The sequence below is a fragment of the Sediminibacterium sp. TEGAF015 genome (assembly GCF_025997995.1).
Lineage (GTDB): Bacteria > Bacteroidota > Bacteroidia > Chitinophagales > Chitinophagaceae > Sediminibacterium.
Genome location: NZ_AP026683.1, coordinates 1,486,839 through 1,505,140, shown reverse-complemented (window position 1 = coordinate 1,505,140; position 18,302 = coordinate 1,486,839). Strand labels below are relative to the sequence as shown.

The window sequence follows — 18,302 nt, the reverse complement described above, 5'->3', positions numbered from 1 at the left end:
AAAATAATAAAATGACAACATCAGAAAAAAGAACTTACACGGTTCCAACAAGAGAAGAAGTATCTGCAAACAATCAAGGTATGTTTGACAACCTCCAAAAAGGTTTAGGTTTTGTTCCTAATTTGTATGCCTATTTCGCTAAAAATGAAACAGCATTAGGCGACTATTTAACGCTTCAAAATCGAAAAAGCACATTAAGAGCCAAAGAAAGAGAAGTGATAAACTTGGTAACAAGTCAAATTAATGGTTGTCGTTATTGCCAATCGGCTCACACAGCATTAGGAAAAATGAATGGTTTTTCAGACGAACAAATTTTAGAAATTCGTAAAGGAACAGCAAGTTTCGACAGTAAGTTAGACGCTTTGGCAAAATTCACAGCATCAGCAGTTGAAAATCGTGGACGAGCAACCGAAGAAAGCAAAGAAGCATTTTTTGGAGCAGGTTACAACGAAGCAAATATGATAGATGTAATAATAGTTGTTGGTGACAAAATTATCAGTAATTACATACACAATCTAACAGTTTTTGAAATTGATTTTCCTGTTGCTGAAAAATTATAATTCTTTTAAAAATAAATAAAATGAGTAAAATAAATAAGTTAGGCTATAAAATAGCCGTTTTAGGTGTAGTCGTTGTATTACTTTGGATTGGTTTTTTTAAATTCACACCGTCGGAAGCAGCAGGCATAAAACCTTTAGTTGAAAATCACTTTTTAATGTCGTGGCTGTACAAATTGTTGAGTGTTCAAGTCGTTTCAAATATCATTGGGCTTTTCGAAATCATTGTTGGTATTGGTTTAATATGGAGTTTATTTAAACCTCAAGTTGGAAAAATATTTGGCTGGGCAGCAGTGATTATTTTTTGTACCACCTTAAGTTTTTTATTAACAACACCGGGTATTAATAAAATAGTTGATGGTGTACCCATTACGGACTTTTTTGTTTTGAAAGATATTATGGCATTGGGTATTTCGTTGATGGTGGTTTATAATGAAGCAGGTTTGGAAGAAAAGTAGTCTTTTATCCCCTCAGTATAAACGCTCTGGTTTATATTTTTACATCAAAAAAGGCGTTTTTACCGAGGGGGCAATTGTAATATTACCGAAACAATTATTCTTTTAAAAATAGAAAAATTACTGCAATAAAAACCGTGGACGTGCAAACGAAGAAAGCAGAGAAGCATTTTTTGGAGCAGGTTACAACGAAGCCAATATGATAGATGTAATAATAGTTGTTGGCGATAAAATTATCAGCAACTATTTACACAACTTGACAGAGTTTGAAATTGACTTTCCCATTGCTGAAAAAATCTAACCTAAATAGACAAATTTCATTACTTTTTAAGCGGATTTTGAAGATGTTATTTATCTTTGAAGTCTGCTTTTTGTATTTAATATTACCTAAAAAAGACATCAATATTGGATACTAAAACTATTACAGGAAAAGAAGGGCGAACGCATAACAGCGGTTTGGCAAAAGTGGCGGTTCAGTGCTCCGCAGACACATTTGTGGTTAATCAAAGTTTGGTTCTCCGCATCAACATTTGTGGTAAAAATCGCCACCTTCGCCAAGCCGCAAAACGTTAGCTGTAACGCGATTAAGTTTGATTTGAAGAAAGAATTTGTAGTATATACAATTAGTATATACCTTTGTATAAATTTTAATGTATATGAAAACGCTTTCGTTAAAACTTGATGACATAACATTTGAAGAGGCTGAAGAAATAACTACACAGCTTAACCAAGCAAGAAACAGATACATAAATGAAGCTGTAAGTCTATACAATCAATTTAATAAAAGGAAAATACTTAAAAACAAACTTTTGAAAGAATCTAAATTGACAATGAAAGATTCCTTAAAAGTTCTTCATGAATTTGAAAAGTTCGTTGATGAAAATTAAACAGTATGACATCTGGCTTGCAGATTTAAACCCAAGTAAGGGGACAGAGCCTGGTAAAACAAGACCAGTTGTAATTGTTCAAACAGACTTACTCAATTCACATCATTTGTCAACCTTGATTTGCCCCATTACATCTAATGTTCAGCCTGATATTGACATTCTAAGAGTACAACTTAAGAAAAATCAACTTGACAAGCCAAGCGATATTCTTGTAGATCAAATTAGAGCTATAGACAATAAAAGACTTATTCAAAAGCTCGGTAAGCTTAGTGAAGAGCAAATTAACAAACTAAGAAAAAATATTTCAATTGTTTTAGATCTATAAGCGCTACAGCTAACAAAAGGCTTTACGCCAGTTGGAGGTTCAGCAATAGCCCTTCATCTAAGTTATTTCAATTGAACTTCAGTATTTTGGCTTTAGCTAATCGAGTCTTTAGTGGCCAAGCCAGCAGTAGTAACACGGATTTTCCAACCAGCGTAAAGCCACGGACGTTAGCTGCAAAATAATTTCTCCTGAATGATAAATCAATTATTAAACATACTGTCTCTGGGTATTAGGCCACTCTATGAAAAGAATTTAACTTACTATAAAGTTGTTAAAAATTTTCGAGAGAAACTCCCTCGTCCTCAGAATAATGCTACAACAATTAAAGAAGGAGAGAGAGAAAAAATCGGCCTTCCATTACTCAAAGGAATAAATGTAGTAAACCTAGCATCTTTTAAAACCAGCATTAGCGAATCTGAAATTGATCAATTTTTTAATAAACTTGAATATTTTGATTACAGCTTTATTTTATTCCCCAATTATTATAAAAAGTATACTTCAAATCTGATGAGATTTAAGCCAAATGCTCAAAATGGAGATTTTAATCTCTTTATGGTTCAGCAAGTTTTAAAAGAAAATCCACTAAAACCTTTACACCCAATACATGTATTTATTCATCATTTAAAATGGGAAATTAAATTAACATCTCGAGTATATGTTTGGTGGTTAAAGTTGAATAATAAGAATAAAATCTGAAATTATGCAGCTAACAAAAGGCTTTACGCCAGTTGGGCTGTCAGCAATGGCCCATCGGCTTTGGAATTTCAAGTGAGCTTCAGTAATTTGGCTTTAACTAATCGAGTCTATAGTGGCCAAGCCAGCAGCAGTAACACAGATTATCCAACCAGCGTAAAGCCACGGACGTTGCCTGCAACTTATTTGACATCACAAGCAAACTATATATTCTATGGGCTATGCAAGCTATTTGGAAGATATTACAAATAAGTTTGGAGAATTTACAAAACTTATTGACGAGCATAATATTACAAGTGACAAGAAAATTGACATATCAGACTATAAATATGTTAGATCACAAGTAATGACTTTAATGATAGCGTTAAAGCCATATTTAGATAAAGACATAGACTTGAATGAAGCTCTTAATTTAAAACGAAAAAATGAGAGCCTCGAACTTAACTTAAAATCTATAACTACTCAAAGAGATAGATTATTAAAAAGGTTTTCTGAGTTTGAGATTGAAAGTAACAAAGTTGAAAACTTTCTTGTTGAAGAACGTGTATTGCGACAAACACTAAATAAACTAAAAGCAGACTATGAACAACTTTTAATAGACTTTGAAGGATTAAAAAACAACTATACAGATCTTTTATTTGATTGTAGTGCATTATTTCAAAAAATGAAGGAAATAATTACTAATCCAAACTGGGCAAACAATAGGGACAGTATAAAAGAAATTGAAAATTACATTAAGATGGGAGTTAAAAAGCTATAAACTGCAGGCAACAAAAGGCTTTACGCCAGTTGGACGTTCAGCAATGGCCCATCAGCTTAGGTATTTCAAATGAGCTTCAGTAAATTGGCTTTAACTAATCGAGTCTTTAGTGGCCAAGCCAGCAGTATTAACACGGATTGTCCAACCAGCGTAAAGCCACGGACGTTGGTAGCTAGTTTTAATGTAATACTTCAAGAATTTTAATATTGAATTATGAAATGGATCAATTTTTTATTAATTCTCTGTTTGACCGGCTCTTTATCTGGTTGTTCTCCACTAAAACCTGTAACTAGTAATAAAAATGATTCGATGTATAGGTTTAAATATTTTTATGTTACTCCAACTGGTAGTTTGACTTCTAGTTCGGGCGCAACAATTTCTGGTCAGTTTTATTCTTCTAGTAAGAACATTAATCCCGGAGAAGTTATTACAGGGATTTTATCTAAAAAGGGTTTTATAAAATTACCTGATTTAAAATCTGAGTTTTCAGAAGAGACACTTATTGTTAATTATGGCGAAAGTGGTAGACGAAAAACTGGACTAGGTGGCTACACAATCGAAGTGACAATTCAATTTATATCATCAAAATCAAAGAGTTTGGTATGCGCTTGTACAGCCGAAGGCCAGGGCGAAACAGAAGTAGATGATATTCGGGAAGCAATTAATAGATGCTTAAATGAATTACTCGGCAAGTAATTTTAGCTATTATTAAGTAAATCATTTATTAACAAACTATACGACCAGCTACCAACAAAAGGCTTTACGCCAGTTGGAGGCTCAGCAATAGCCCATCAGCTTTGGTATTTCAATTGTGCTTCAGTAATTTGGCTTTAGCTAATCGCGTCTTTAGTGGCCAAGCCAGCAGTAGTAACACAGATTATCCAACCAGCGTAAAGCCACGGACGTTATGTGGCATTTTAAGACAAATACCAAACTTAAAATATGATGAATAACTTTTTTAAATTTAGTCTTGTAACAATTGGAATAATATTCAGCATTACAAAATCTTTTGGACAAATCTTCGAAGGTTGGATAACCTACAAAATTGAAGCCGTAAATCCTGATACGACACTAATTGATGACAGCACTTGGCAACTATCAATGAAAGAAGTCTTTGGAGAACAAAAACACATTATTCAAAGATGCTATTACAAAAGGAATAGATATATTGCAGACATCAATGCAGGAAAGCAAAATGGCTGGCAGGCCTATAATGTCACAGACAAATTACTTTATTCATGGAATGACAATAATGACACAGCGATAACTGTTGACACTAAGAAGTCTTTGGATCCATTTTTAGAAATAAAAGACAACGACATGACAGATACTATTTTAGATATTCCTTGCAAATCGGTAACACTAACTTCAAGGTTTGGACAAATGACTTTATGGTATAATACCGACTATTTTAAAATTGACTCAACTCTTTTTGAAGGGTACAAATATGGTCATTGGGAGCAAATTGCAAAAAGAATTGGGTGTTTGCCATTAAAAATTAGACAAGAAGGTTTAAACGGTTCTACTTTACAAACTGCTATTAGTTACAAAAAAGAATCAATAAATGACGACATATTTAAAATTCCAGAATTTAAAACAGTCATTAAGAATCCCATAAATTAAAAAACGCCACATAACAAGAGGTTTTGTGCAAGTGTGGCTAGACGGAATAACAATCGGCAACAGAATACATTTCAACCTAAGTTCCGGCTTGACGGAATTTTAATGAATAAAAAAATTAACTTCATCTTCAACCAATTATTGGGCTGACATTTCGGGCTGGACAAGCATCTATTGCCACACCTGCACAAAGCCCTGAACGTTACCTGCAAGGCTTTTGAACAGCTCATTATGCAAACGGAATCAGACTATAAGACTTTTTTTACCCATTATCAGGACACTGTACACCAGCTTGACACAGATATTCGATTTTGGAAACACTTCCTTGCAATTTCAATCGAACGATATAAAGCGGACAACCCAGATAACAGATGGATTCATCAATCAGGGTTTTCAATCTATGATATCTCATCCGATGGATTGAAAAGTTGGTTACACTCATCAAGCAAAGTTTTGACAATAGAAATTGATGATTTGACTGAGCAGAGTAATAACTTTTTCGCTTGGGTAATGAATGTCTCTATAATTCGCATTTATAATTCGCTTGAACTGTTATTACTGCAAACCATTCAATTTAAATACTTCCCCTTGTTAGAAAGTCCTATTAAAGGGAAAAAGTTTGCAAACAAGGTAACTTCTGAAATCAAGAACTATTTAAAAGCAAAATCCTTAAATACTGACACCGTAAACAACCGACATCTAATACAATTTTTAAAAAGTAATTCAGCCTTATGCAAACAATTAATGGAAGTGCCAGTGAATCATGTTAATTGGAAGACAAATTGGGAGAATTTTTATGAATTACTTTCAATACTTAGAAACATTATTACGCATGATGGCATGATTGTATCAAAGAACACACATAATACTATCAAATCAATAGCGGCTGATATATTCATCCATTTTTTTAAGCCTATCACAGGAAAAGAAGATTTAGAGACATTACAAGTTAAGAATGAAGAATACTTTTTGCATTTTGTAACTCTTATTAATGACTTGGCAGGTAATGTATTAAAATTTGTGGCAGAAAAACCTGATCTCAACTTTATTGGTTTGCGATAGCCCAGCAGGTAACATTGGGTTTTATGCAAGTTGGGCATGACATTGTAACATTAACAAATTGCAAATCCAGGCTGTGGTTCGGGCTGGACAAACAACTTTCAAATTTAGTTCTTAAATTCAATTTTATATTTTCAATCAGCAGCGGTTGTGGGCAGACGGATTGCTAATTCCCAACCTGCATAAAGCCCTGCTCGTTGGCAGCAAGTGTATTAAGACAGCGACACAACAAACAAACGAGTGACAGAAACAAAAAAAAGTAAACCATTTTGACAGGTGACCAAAGACATAGAAACGATATTATAAAAGGACAACGAGTAAGCCGACACTCATTGCCGACCCTATGTTTTTTATTTTTTTTCCACCCGCATTTTTTAAAAACAATTTTAAGCCAGCCCGCAAGTGGCACATTTGGCTTTGCCCCAACACACAAAGCCAACCCTTCGCAAAGCCAAAAGAGCCACTTATTATCATCGCTGCATTGTAAACAAAATTTACTTTATTGAATATAAGATGAAGTATTTAGAATGGAATAATATCATATCGGCTTATTTTTTCAATCCTGCCAATGCAGGAAAGGAAATTCATTTGTATCTAACCAAGAATGATATTATTGGTTTAGCAAGGGAAAATTTCAACGAAGAAACAGAAGACGAAATTTGGACTGATTTTATCAATTCTATTAAACGTGGCATTCCGGGAGCAAACGGAAATGTTATTGCAAAAGCAAAACACGCACATTCTAAAAATAATCTTGTTGGTATAAAGAAAGCGGACGGAACATTTGCCACAATAGACGATGTTCCTGTTTTATATCCGCCTTACATTTCTTATTTGACTTTCTTTGTGCTACCGTTAATTGAAAGTATTGACAACAATTACCTAAGAGCAAACAACTATTACGGCAGGCTTAATACTTTTTTACAAAGTAATCAAATAAATGAGAACATAGGAACAACCGATTTTAGCAATAATCAAATAAATAGTTTGTGGGAAGATTTGGCGAAGTGGGCTAATATCAAAAAAAATGGTGACTTAGGTTTGTTTAATTTAATTCCCTTTTCAAATGCAAATTGGGTTTATGTTGGTAAAGTATTTTCGCAATGTGTTTTAACGCCTAAATTTTTGAATCGTTTACCGGAACTATTTGAGTCAATTGGTTTAGTGCCGAACACGTTTTACGATGATAAGTTTTTACAAGATAAAATCAAAAACAGTAGAACAGATTTAATTACGAAAAGCACATTAGATTTTTTGAAAAAAGATGATGAGTTGTCTAAATCAATCATTCAAACAATCCAACGTCAATACAAAAAATGGTCAGGCGAAACACACGAAGAAATTGAAGAAGGAACAACAACAAGAAAGAAAAGAAATTACACCGTTGCACCTTTATTTCTTCAATTTAAAGCAAATACAAACGATGAAGTTATTGAATTTTCTTACAGAATGTATTCTTCAAATGATTATCCGGAAGATTTGAAATTTGGTGAGCACGAAAACTTGTATGAAATTAATGGCTGGTCAAAAACACTACCACTTGATTTTGAAGAAGGACTTCAACTAAAAGACAATTTCAACAAATGGATTGCGAAATTCCCAAACCGTGATGTAAGATTATTTGTAAGTGCGGGAATATTTCAGTTGAGCAATGATTTTTGGATTGAAACGGACTTTCTTTCAAAAACAGAACGAATGTTTTTGCTATGCAAAAATGACAAACAAGAACTAATTAAAGATTGGGGTAAAACATTCGGCAACGGAAATTTTAAGCAAGAAGATTTTGACGGCTTACCTGAAAACTATTCTTTGTTTTGGTTTCGTAACCCAACACAAGGACTTACCGAAATTCCACTTCTTACACTCTACACCGAAAAACGAATTGAATTAGTTGGAGGGCTAAAAGTAAATTTCAGAACCTACTCAAATGATTTTTTACCGGAAGTTGAAATTGTAAATTCAGACGGAAACGAAAAAGTGTATTTGCAATACAAAGACACAGACGAAAAAATATTTCTTTCTAAAAAGACATCGCTCAACAACCGTTGGCTATTGAGCGAAAAAACGGCAATAAATGCCGATTTTTATATTAAAGTTGAGGACGAAACTTTTTCAGGAAATGCACTTGTATACAATCTTGTTTCTTCTGACAATACCGCTATCAAAGTTGATGAATCTAAATTGCCCAAAAGAGATTCCTTTGGAAGAAAAATCACAACTGATGTAGAACAATATTGTTTAGGCAGCAATATCATAAACCCAAACATTCAACGACAAGTCCCTTACACACATTTATTCCGTTCCATAAACAAAGATACAGCTACACAAATAACAACAGCAATATTTAATCACCATTGCGGAAATAGACTATGCGATTTTCTTTCATTAAAAAACGTATTGACTACTGAAGAATTTTTCAGAGCATTTGAGTTTTACTATTCAAAAGAATTTTCTGAACAGCAAGAAAGTTCAAATTTCAATCTCACAAAATTGAAAAGGGCATCTTTAAATTTTTATGATTTTATCGGAATACTTGATTATGATTACGAAACAAAAAGTATTGTGTTGAATCCGCCTCAATTGGTCTTCATACCAACAACAAAAGGAAGAAAAGTTTTGCTGACTGGTGCAAGAGATTCCGCATTGATTGAAACAATCATAAAAACTGCACCAAAACACAATTTACAAGTAGAAATAACTAAACAATTTTCTTCAAATGAAAGATTGCTTTTACCCGATGTCATTGCAATAAAAGCATTTAAACAAACTGCAGATAATTACGGGGAAAAGAATTTAAAAGCATTTGCAGATGAATTACAGATAAAACTTATTGAAAATAGTCTGCCACAAGTTGCGTTTCTGAATTTTTCGGCAAACATCATAGAATATGAAAACATCTTACAACCAATAAATGAAGTCGATTACGATTGGGCAAGATTTGCTTTTAATACTGAAACATTGAAATTTGAGAAGAGCGAAAACAAAACCTTTGATAGATTGTTTTCATTGCTTGAATATAAATTAAACGAATACACCTATCAACACAAACTTTGGAAAGAAAACAAATGTTACCAGATTGATATGAATTGGGGGAGATTTATTGCGTTAAAACATTTCAAAAAGGACGTGATTTTGTTTGATAGTACACATAATAAAGTTGCCATTCCAATAGAACTTCCATTACCAAGACTACTTGCCGAATCAATTATGCTATTAAGTGGATTAGCACCAGATTTCAGAGTAATTGAAGAAAAAAAATATAGAATTTATGAAAATATACCAAGCATATTTACGTCAAATTTATTCAGCAGATTAGGTCAAACACCAATAAATAAAACATTATGAAAGACCCAATAGGTTCGTTTGAAACCATAAAAGAAAATTTTATACGCTATGTAAAAACAGCGTTCGGAACAAAGTTTGAAGGCGTTGAAAAAGAGCGTTACGATTTGCTGAATTACGACAAAGTTCTTTATCGTAAACCTTGGATTGAGCCATTGCCAGACTATGTTTCAAGTGGAAAAAAAATTAATGACTTAACAGCCGAAGATTTAGGAAATGCTTTGAACGAAGGAGAAGTCGAAACATTCAAAGGACTTGTAAATACCGGTCTTGTAGGGAATTTCCCTTTGCATTCGCACCAAGCGGAAATGTTGAAACAAGCATTGCTTGGAAATAATTGCATTATCACTTCCGGTACAGGTTCAGGAAAAACAGAATCCTTTTTGCTTCCGTTGTTTGCTCAACTTTCAAAAGAACTTGCAAATTGGACAGCACCCAATCAGCAATCTACAAACTTAAATTCTTGGTGGCGTGAAAATGGTGGGCTTTCTGCAAGGCAAATTGTCAATAATTCAAATTTCACATTAAGCAACGATGTAAGACAACGCAATCACGAAACACGAAAAGCCGGTGTAAGAGCATTGATTCTTTATCCGATGAACGCTTTGGTGGAAGACCAAATGAGCCGTTTGCGTAAAGCGTTAGATTCTGACGACACAAGAAATTGGTTAAGCGAAAACACAAACGGAAATAAAATTTATTTTGGACGATACAACGGAAGTTCGCCTGTTGCCGGTGAGTTGAAGAAAATAAAAGATGACGGAACTTTTGCAATCAATACAAACAAAGTAAATCAACTCAAAGAACAGTTACAGCAAATTGAAACGGATTCAAACCGTGTTGCACAATACATTCAACAAACAGGAAAAACAGGAAACGATGCAAAAGATTTAAAATCATTTTTCCAACACTTAGACGGTGCAGAAATGAGAAGTCGTTTTGATATGCAAGTTGCACCTCCCGACATTATGATTACAAACTACTCAATGTTGAGCATAATGTTAATGCGTGATATTGACAAAGGAATTTTTAATGAAACAAAACAATGGTTAGAAGAAAGCGAAAAAAACATTTTTCACTTAATCATTGATGAGTTGCACTTATACAGAGGAACGCAAGGAACAGAAGTTGCATATTTGCTCAAACTTGTTCTTAATCGTTTAGGGTTAGATCCTAATCACCCACAATTACGAATTCTTGCTTCAAGTGCTTCGTTGGAAGCAAAAGAAGAAACGAAAGAAGGACAGGAAAGCAAGCAGTTTTTGAAAGACTTTTTTGGAACAGAAAAACCGTTCAAAATTATTGAAGGAAAAAATAATCCGATTACTGCATTCCCTGAAAATGAAAAAAAAATCCCAATAAATCCTTTCAAAGAAATTGCGAAAATATTTTCGGAAGTAAAAGGAAATATTACTGACGTAAATTTCATCTCAACTTGTGAAGCAAGTGCAACACAACTTGCAACAGCGTTTAATTTATCACAAGACGGAAACGGAATTTCAAAACTAATTTCAGTAATAATCAATCCAAGCTTTCAATTAAAAGAACGTTTGTTTTCGCCTTGTCAAGATTACAAAGCAGTTTGTTCAACCCAAGCAACCGGTGATGATGATAACGGAAAATATTTTGCTGAAACAATATTTGAAAGAACATCCAATAAAGAAGATTTAGAAAAAGCTTTGCGTGGTTTGTTGATTGTGAGAGCGATGTTAGACGAAAAAGAATTTGAAGACATCGCAAAAACAATTCCTGACGATAGGAAATTACCACGTTTTAGATTTCACTATTTCTTTAGAAACATTGAAGGAATTTGGGCATCTGTTAAACCAGACGAAATTGACCAGAAATATTCAGACGGAGGAAGGACTGTTGGTAAACTTTATTCAACTACACGAATAAATTCAGAAAAAGGAAACCGTGTTTTAGAATTACTCTATTGTGATAATTGCGGAACAACCTTATTTGGTGGTAGCCGATTAGTAACTAGAAATGAATCGGGAAACAACTCTTTTGAAATGCTTCCGATTAGCCCTAACATTGAAGGTATTCCTGAAAAAACGCCTGCCAAATTGGTTGAAAGGCGAAGTTACCAAGAATACGCTGTATTTTGGGCTTGCGGAAATCAACAATACACGCCACACGATGCGGAAGCAGGTATTCCGCAAGTTGGCTGGCGACAACCAACTTTGAACGGTTTTAATCAAACTGATTTTCTTGCAGATTGGATTCCCGCTTCACTGAATTGTATTTCGGGCGACATTGATAATTCACATAACAAGGCGGACGAAAAACCTGAACAATGGATAAAAGGATATTATTTCATCATTACAAACAATTCAAATCGTGACATTGCTTTACCTGATGCAAATGGAAACATTTCTGAGATTGAAACACACAAAGCATTACCAAGCGTTTGTCCAAGCTGTGGCGTAAATCATCAAAAAAGACGACAAGATTGGAATAAAAATAAAACTTCTTCTATTCGTGGTTTTAGAACCGGTTTCGCTAAAACAACACAAATGTTTGCAAAGGAATTGATGTATCAACTTCCGAATAGCGAAGCCGAAAGAAAATTAGTTGTTTTTTCTGATAGTAGAGAAGATGCAGCCCAAATTGCAAACGGAATTGAACGCAATCACTTTTCTGATTTAATGCGTGAAGTTTTAGTCAAAGAATTGCATTCAAACTTGATGTTCCGTTTTCAAATTGTAGATGCTTTTGACAAAGGCAATACAAAAAGAAAACAAGAACTAAAAGAGCAATCGCAAACAATTTTTGATGAAATTGAATTCTTAGTTGAAAATTCCGCTTACACAGGAACAAACGCAAGCCGCATACGAGAAAAACAAAAAGCAGAAATAAAGTTGAACGAAATCCGTTCGCTGACTTTGAATGTAAGAAGTTTAGTTCACATCACAAATTCATTAAATCTTGCACCCCTCATTAAACACTTTGTTGGTTTAGGAATAAATCCAGGCGGTAATGACATTGCTTTACAAACAAGGTTATTGAACAACAATTTTGTTCCTTGGTATGACCTGATTGATTTTACAAATTTTCAATGGGCAGCTGGTGCGAACCAAGATTACATTGATGCATTGAAAGAAGGTTCATTTGACGGTCTTGCTACAATATTTTTCGGTTCGCTGTTTTATTCGTTTGAATCTTCCGCATTGGGATATGTTTGTATAAATCCTGAATTACAGGTTATCACAGACCAAGCAAGAACTGTTGCTTTAGCAAAAGATGATTTTTTACAAATCGTAAATTCCTCAATCCGGATTTTGGGTGATAAATACAAACACAACAAAGTTGAAGATGCAAGTCCATTCAACTTTACGCAATACAACGATTTTCCCGGACAAGTCAAAAAATACATACGTGCAGTTGAAACAAGGTATTCAAAAAATCAAAACGAAATTGGCGATGCCGTTTTTAATACGCTTTCAACAAGTAGTTTATTGAGAGGCGACACAGGCATTCAAATTGAAAACCTTTTTATCAAAGTGGCACGTTCCACGGATTCGATTTGGACAAGTCAAAGAGGAAGCAGACCACACTTGCATTTTAGCGGTGGTATTTGCACTCATTCTGTTACGGCACTGCAACAGCAACCGGACAGAATTTGTGATGATGTTTGGAAAGAAAATTATCTTTCTTACAACGCCATTAAGCAACAACGTGAACCAATCCGTTTGCATTGCGAAGAACTCACCGGACAAACAGATGACCAATTTGAAAGACAAAGACATTTCAGAAATATCATTTTACCAGATGAAGGCAACAAACAAGTCAAAACAATAGACTTATTAAGCGTAACAACAACACTTGAAGTTGGTGTTGATATCGGTGCATTGCAAGCTGTGATGTTGGGTAATATGCCACCGCAACGTTTCAACTATCAACAAAGAGTTGGTCGTGCAGGACGTAGAGGACAAGCTTATTCCGTTATTTTAACATTTTGTAGAGGTAGAAGCCACGATGAGTTTTACTTTGCTAACCCTCAAAAAATTACAGGCGATGCTCCACCAACACCTTTCTTGACAATGGGACAAGAAAGGATTTTTAAACGTTTGCTTGCAAAAGAAATTTTTCGCAAAGCATACGTTGAAAAAGAAATTAACATTACTTCCGATGATAAATCAAGTGTTCACGGAGAATTTGGTTCAGTTGATAGTTGGACGATTTACAAACCTGAAATTTCTAATTGGATAAATGAAAACAGAACTGTCATCGAACAAACAGTAGATGCATTACTAACGCCACAGCTAAAAGACAAGAAAGATGAATTTGTAAATTGGGTTGCAGATACAACAACGCCAAATGGTTTAATTGAAAAAGCAGAAAGCATTATCAATAATGAAGAAATTGCAAGTAATGACATTTCTGAAAAATTTGCCGAAGGCGGAATTTTGCCAATGTTTGGAATGCCGACAACAGTTAAAAACTTGTACCACGGTATAAACAGGAAACCAGAACCACTTTCAATTGACAGAGCACAAGCAATGGCAATTTATGAATTTGCACCGGGAGCACAGAAAACAAAAGACAAAGCTATTCATCAAGTAATTGGTTTTACAAGCGATTTTATCAAGGTTCACAATGGCATTAAAAATGCTGACACAGTCAATCAACTTCCCTTTTCACTTAACCGTTGGTTTGTACGCTGTAGGGCTTGCGGATTTTTTGAAACGTATTCCGAAGAACGAAAAGCAGAATTGGAAAGTCAAAGTGAATTTGATGTTTGTCCAAATTGTGGTGAAGACAATCCGAAAAAATATCAACCGCCATTTAAACTGAAATCGCCAAGAGCATACAGAACAAATCTTTCAGCCGGAAGCGACACAAAAGATGATTCTGAATTTTTGCTTTCACGTCCGCCAATTTTTGCAGAGAAAACAGGTTCAGCAAACTTAGAAACTATAAGTAACGCTTCAATTTCTATTTCTGATAATGATGTTACTTGGCGTGTGAATACAAATTCAGATAAATTTTTTACAGGACGACTTTACAATACAAATAACCGTTTTCCTTTTAATTCAAATGGATATTGGTTCAATAACCAATGGTTATTAAATGACTTTGCAACAAATGTCCCTGATGAAAATGGCTATTCTATGCTTGTACAGCAAATCGTAACTAGTGAAGACGAGCAAATTGCGTTAGCGAGCAATAAAAACACAGAGATATTCAGAATTGCACCAGCAAATGTTTCGTATGAACTTGACTTAAATATGTTTTTTAGCGAAACAGATTTGCCACACGTCAAAGCACAAAGTAACGGAGTGCGTTCCGGTTATTATTCCGCAGCATTTTTACTTCAAAGAATTTTAGCAGACAAACTTGACGTTGACCCAACAGAAATTGAAATTGCTGATATTTCAATGAAAGAACTTGAAGACGGAAGAAGAATTGCTGAAATTATCTTGACTGATGAATTACCAAACGGTTCGGGTTTCGTAAGATATTTATACAACAATCTTGCAAACATTCTTTCAGAATCCATAAATCCAAGTAATGCGAATAGTTATTTAGGGAAAATTCATTCGGAAACTCATCAAGGAAAATGTGATGATGCTTGTTATGATTGTTTGAAAGTTTTCCGGAATATGAATTATCATAGTTTGCTTGATTGGCGTTTAGGTATATCAATGCTTCGTGTAATGAATGATTCAACTTTTGTTTGCGGTGCGGACGGAAATTTCAACTTTGTTGAATTGCAGAATTGGTTCGCATTTGCAACAGAATTAAGAAATGCTTTTGCTCAAAGTTTTGGTTTCTTAAATACAGCCGAGATAAATGGTTTGCCAATTATCAAATTTGGAAGAAATCAAAGAAACGTGATAATGATTGTTCACCCATTTTGGAATATGAGAAATTTCACGGAAGCAAATTGGTTGGCGGAAATTTACAATGAAATAAAAGAACATACAGAGAGTAATGGTGGAAAAATTAGCATAATTGACACATTTAACTTGCATCGCAGACCAGGTTGGTGTTATGAAAAATTGATTGAGAGATGATGAATAAAATTGGAGAAACAAATTTTAAGGAAATTAAACGTATTTCGCCAAGCCAATTTTATTCAATGAAGAATTGTGCTTACAAATCATTATTGGCAGAAGCGTTTGACAAGAAGCCTTTACTTTCACTTTCGCCAAATGCCTATTTCGGAACAGTAATGCACAAAATGCTTGAACTGATTGCAAAGGGAATTGTGAAAAGTGAAGATGATTTTAATGTGGAATTTGACAAGCAAGTGAAAGCACTTGAAGAAGATTTGCAACAAAAAGGTTTTGGCGTTTTTGTTCCTTTAAAAATTAAGTTGCGAAATTTTGGATTGAAAAAAATTCAACTAAAAAAGCATTTACGAAGCGAATCTGAAAAAATAACAAGTTTAGGTAACATTAAATTTTATTCTGAAAAATGGTTTGAATCAAACGACAAATTGATTGGCGGAAAAGTTGATTTAGTGATTGAAAACGGAAACGAAATTGAAATTATTGATTTTAAAACCGGAGCAATTACACAAGATTGTTTAGATGATGAAGGCGAAATTTATTCAGATGTAAAGATTGAATACAAAGAACAACTTAAACTTTATGCATACTTGTATTTTGAAAACACAAACAAGTTTCCAACAGATTTGAGTTTGGTTGATTTAGCGAAGCAAAAATTTCCGGTTGAATTTTCAGAACTAGAATGTAAATCGCTTTTTGATGAAGCGAAAAGCCTTTTAAAATCTACTAATGATAGCATAAAAACAAAATCATTTTCAGCAAATCCAAAACAAGAAAATTGCAAATATTGCCTTTACAGACCAGCTTGTTCTTTCTTTCATAAGAAACTTGAAACAGATTTTTATTTCAACGATGTGTTGGGTGAAATTAAAGACGTGAAGAAATTTCAGAATGGAAATGTGAGTTTATTTTTACAATATGGAAATAAGAATTTAACCATTAAAAATTTTGCTGTCGAAGAATTTGACAAGCTAAATAATCACAAGAATAAACAAATTAGAATTTATAATTTGAGAAAGGAAGCAGCCGAATTTGTTTATTCTGTGACCGACACAACAATGATTTATGAATAAGAGTAGAGAACATAAAATTCCGATACTTTCTTTTTTTTCAGGAGGAGGTTTTATGGATATGGGATTTGAACAAGCCGGGTTTGAGGTAATTTGGACAAATGAATTTGATGAAACTTTCGCCAAACTTCACGCTGCCGGTATGACTTCGTGGAAAAAATCGCAGGGCAATAGAATAAAAGCAGAAATATTCAATACGAAATCAATCACAGAAGTAAAATCAGAAGAAATTGTTTCAGAAGCGTTTCCAAACGGGAAACCCGAACACTTTGGAATGATTGGAGGACCGCCTTGTCAGGACTTTAGTATGAATGGTTCATTAAAAGGTTTTGGCGGAGAAAGAGGAAAACTTACAATTGTATACTTTAATAAAATCTTGGAATTAAAACCAACGTTCTTCGTTATGGAAAATGTTACCGGTTTAACAAAAAGAAAAGACACAAAAGAGTATTTACAAACGCTATTGAAGCGTGTTGAAAAAGATTACTACGTTGACCACGAAAAACTAAATTCGTTGAATTATGGTGTTCCGCAACACAGAGAACGTGTATTTTTTGTAGGTATTAGAAAAGATTGTATGAGCAAAAAAGCCATTGAAAAAGCACCGTTTGGTAAATGGTTTCCTTTTCCTGTAAACGAAAAATATCACGATTCTGCGACAAAGTATAATTGGGGAAAACAAATACCTTTTGGGAGCAAATTGAAAAAACCAGAAGATGTTCCTTTTGAATTGTGTGTTGTAAGCTGTTTAGTACCAAATAGTAAAATAGATATTATTCCGAATGCAAATGAGGTCTTTACCTTGCACAAGCATATAAACGAGTTAAGTAAAATAGCTGAAGGAGAAACAAATAGACCATCTTTTAAACGATTACACCGTTATAAATATAGCCCAACAGCTTGTTATGGAAACAATGAAGTTCATTTACACCCTTATTTAAATAGGCGTTTATCTGCGAGGGAGGCTCTAAGAATACAAGGTGTGCCTGATGAATATATACTTCCGCCAGAAATTTCATTATCTAAGAAATTTAAAATGATTGGTAATGGCGTTCCTGTTCCATTAGCTAAAGCAGTAGCAGAATCATTAAAAGACTTTTTATTAACAAATGAAATCATATAAATCCCTCAATATTTTGCAAGCACATTGCCAAAGCCCCACGAGCCAACGCCCAGACCAAAGCTTTGTCAAAGAGCTTGCAAAGCCAACGCAAGAAAAATTGTTTTTAAAAAATTTCCCGACCCTTCAAAAAAATAAAAAACGCAACGCAAAAGCCGACACAGACAGACAAAAAAGCAAACAGACAATGAAACTCAAACCCAACACTGACAATGGTTTACAAGGGCAGACGACAGAACACCAGCTGTCAACAGCGGTTTGGCGTAATGGCGGGTGCAGTGCTTCGTATGACAGTTTTGTGGTAGGTTCAAGTGTAGTTCTTCGGTTGAACTTTTGTGCTAAAAATCCGCCACTACGCCAAGCCGAAAAACGTTAGCGGCAAATTTATTGGCAG

At 34.2% G+C, this 18,302-nt stretch carries 14 protein-coding genes; all 14 read left to right on the top strand.

The window, feature by feature from the left end:
• The first annotated feature begins 11 nt into the window (after window positions 1-11).
• The 14 genes from TEGAF0_RS06870 to TEGAF0_RS06805 all read left to right on the top strand — a co-directional run bounded on the left by TEGAF0_RS06870 (window position 12) and on the right by TEGAF0_RS06805 (window position 18,284).
• Complete coding sequence (locus TEGAF0_RS06870) at window positions 12-560, top strand: carboxymuconolactone decarboxylase family protein (protein ID WP_123903525.1); 549 nt, start codon at window positions 12-14, stop codon at window positions 558-560.
• Between the two features lie 20 nt (window positions 561-580).
• Entirely contained in the window at window positions 581-1,015 is a 435-nt protein-coding gene (locus TEGAF0_RS06865; RefSeq protein ID WP_123903524.1) for a DUF417 family protein, read from the top strand.
• 653 nt (window positions 1,016-1,668) lie between these two features.
• Window positions 1,669-1,899 carry a hypothetical protein gene (locus TEGAF0_RS06860; protein ID WP_264901186.1) on the top strand — a complete coding sequence of 77 codons (231 nt, stop codon included), beginning with the start codon at window positions 1,669-1,671 and terminating at the stop codon, window positions 1,897-1,899.
• Window positions 1,889-2,224, top strand: coding sequence for a type II toxin-antitoxin system PemK/MazF family toxin (locus TEGAF0_RS06855; protein ID WP_264901184.1), 336 nt, complete (start codon window positions 1,889-1,891; stop codon window positions 2,222-2,224). Before TEGAF0_RS06860 ends, TEGAF0_RS06855 begins: the two co-directional genes overlap by 11 nt.
• Before the next feature lie 192 nt (window positions 2,225-2,416).
• Window positions 2,417-2,920, top strand: coding sequence for a hypothetical protein (locus tag TEGAF0_RS06850; protein WP_264901182.1), 504 nt, complete (start codon window positions 2,417-2,419; stop codon window positions 2,918-2,920).
• 211 nt (window positions 2,921-3,131) lie between these two features.
• Window positions 3,132-3,677 carry a hypothetical protein gene (locus TEGAF0_RS06845; RefSeq protein WP_264901180.1) on the top strand — a complete coding sequence of 182 codons (546 nt, stop codon included), beginning with the start codon at window positions 3,132-3,134 and terminating at the stop codon, window positions 3,675-3,677.
• Window positions 3,678-3,890: 213 nt separating this feature from the next.
• The gene (locus TEGAF0_RS06840; protein ID WP_264901178.1) at window positions 3,891-4,373 is read left to right on the top strand and encodes a hypothetical protein; all 483 of its coding nucleotides are present in this window, start codon (window positions 3,891-3,893) and stop codon (window positions 4,371-4,373) included.
• A 246-nt stretch (window positions 4,374-4,619) separates the two neighbouring features.
• The gene (locus TEGAF0_RS06835; protein WP_264901175.1) at window positions 4,620-5,300 is read left to right on the top strand and encodes a hypothetical protein; all 681 of its coding nucleotides are present in this window, start codon (window positions 4,620-4,622) and stop codon (window positions 5,298-5,300) included.
• Between the two features lie 228 nt (window positions 5,301-5,528).
• Window positions 5,529-6,359 (top strand): hypothetical protein, encoded by an 831-nt coding sequence (locus TEGAF0_RS06830; RefSeq protein WP_264901173.1) that lies wholly within the window; start codon window positions 5,529-5,531, stop codon window positions 6,357-6,359.
• A 399-nt stretch (window positions 6,360-6,758) separates the two neighbouring features.
• Window positions 6,759-9,701 (top strand): hypothetical protein, encoded by a 2,943-nt coding sequence (locus TEGAF0_RS06825; protein ID WP_264901171.1) that lies wholly within the window; start codon window positions 6,759-6,761, stop codon window positions 9,699-9,701.
• Window positions 9,698-15,721 (top strand): DEAD/DEAH box helicase, encoded by a 6,024-nt coding sequence (locus tag TEGAF0_RS06820; RefSeq protein WP_264901169.1) that lies wholly within the window; start codon window positions 9,698-9,700, stop codon window positions 15,719-15,721. The genes TEGAF0_RS06825 and TEGAF0_RS06820 overlap by 4 nt, the downstream gene beginning before the upstream one ends.
• Complete coding sequence (locus TEGAF0_RS06815; RefSeq protein ID WP_264901146.1) at window positions 15,718-16,791, top strand: PD-(D/E)XK nuclease family protein; 1,074 nt, start codon at window positions 15,718-15,720, stop codon at window positions 16,789-16,791. Before TEGAF0_RS06820 ends, TEGAF0_RS06815 begins: the two co-directional genes overlap by 4 nt.
• Window positions 16,784-17,911 carry a DNA cytosine methyltransferase gene (locus tag TEGAF0_RS06810; RefSeq protein WP_264901144.1) on the top strand — a complete coding sequence of 376 codons (1,128 nt, stop codon included), beginning with the start codon at window positions 16,784-16,786 and terminating at the stop codon, window positions 17,909-17,911. The genes TEGAF0_RS06815 and TEGAF0_RS06810 overlap by 8 nt, the downstream gene beginning before the upstream one ends.
• Window positions 17,898-18,284, top strand: a complete 387-nt coding sequence (locus tag TEGAF0_RS06805; RefSeq protein ID WP_264901142.1) for a hypothetical protein — start codon at window positions 17,898-17,900, stop codon at window positions 18,282-18,284. The genes TEGAF0_RS06810 and TEGAF0_RS06805 overlap by 14 nt, the downstream gene beginning before the upstream one ends.
• Window positions 18,285-18,302 lie beyond the last annotated feature (18 nt).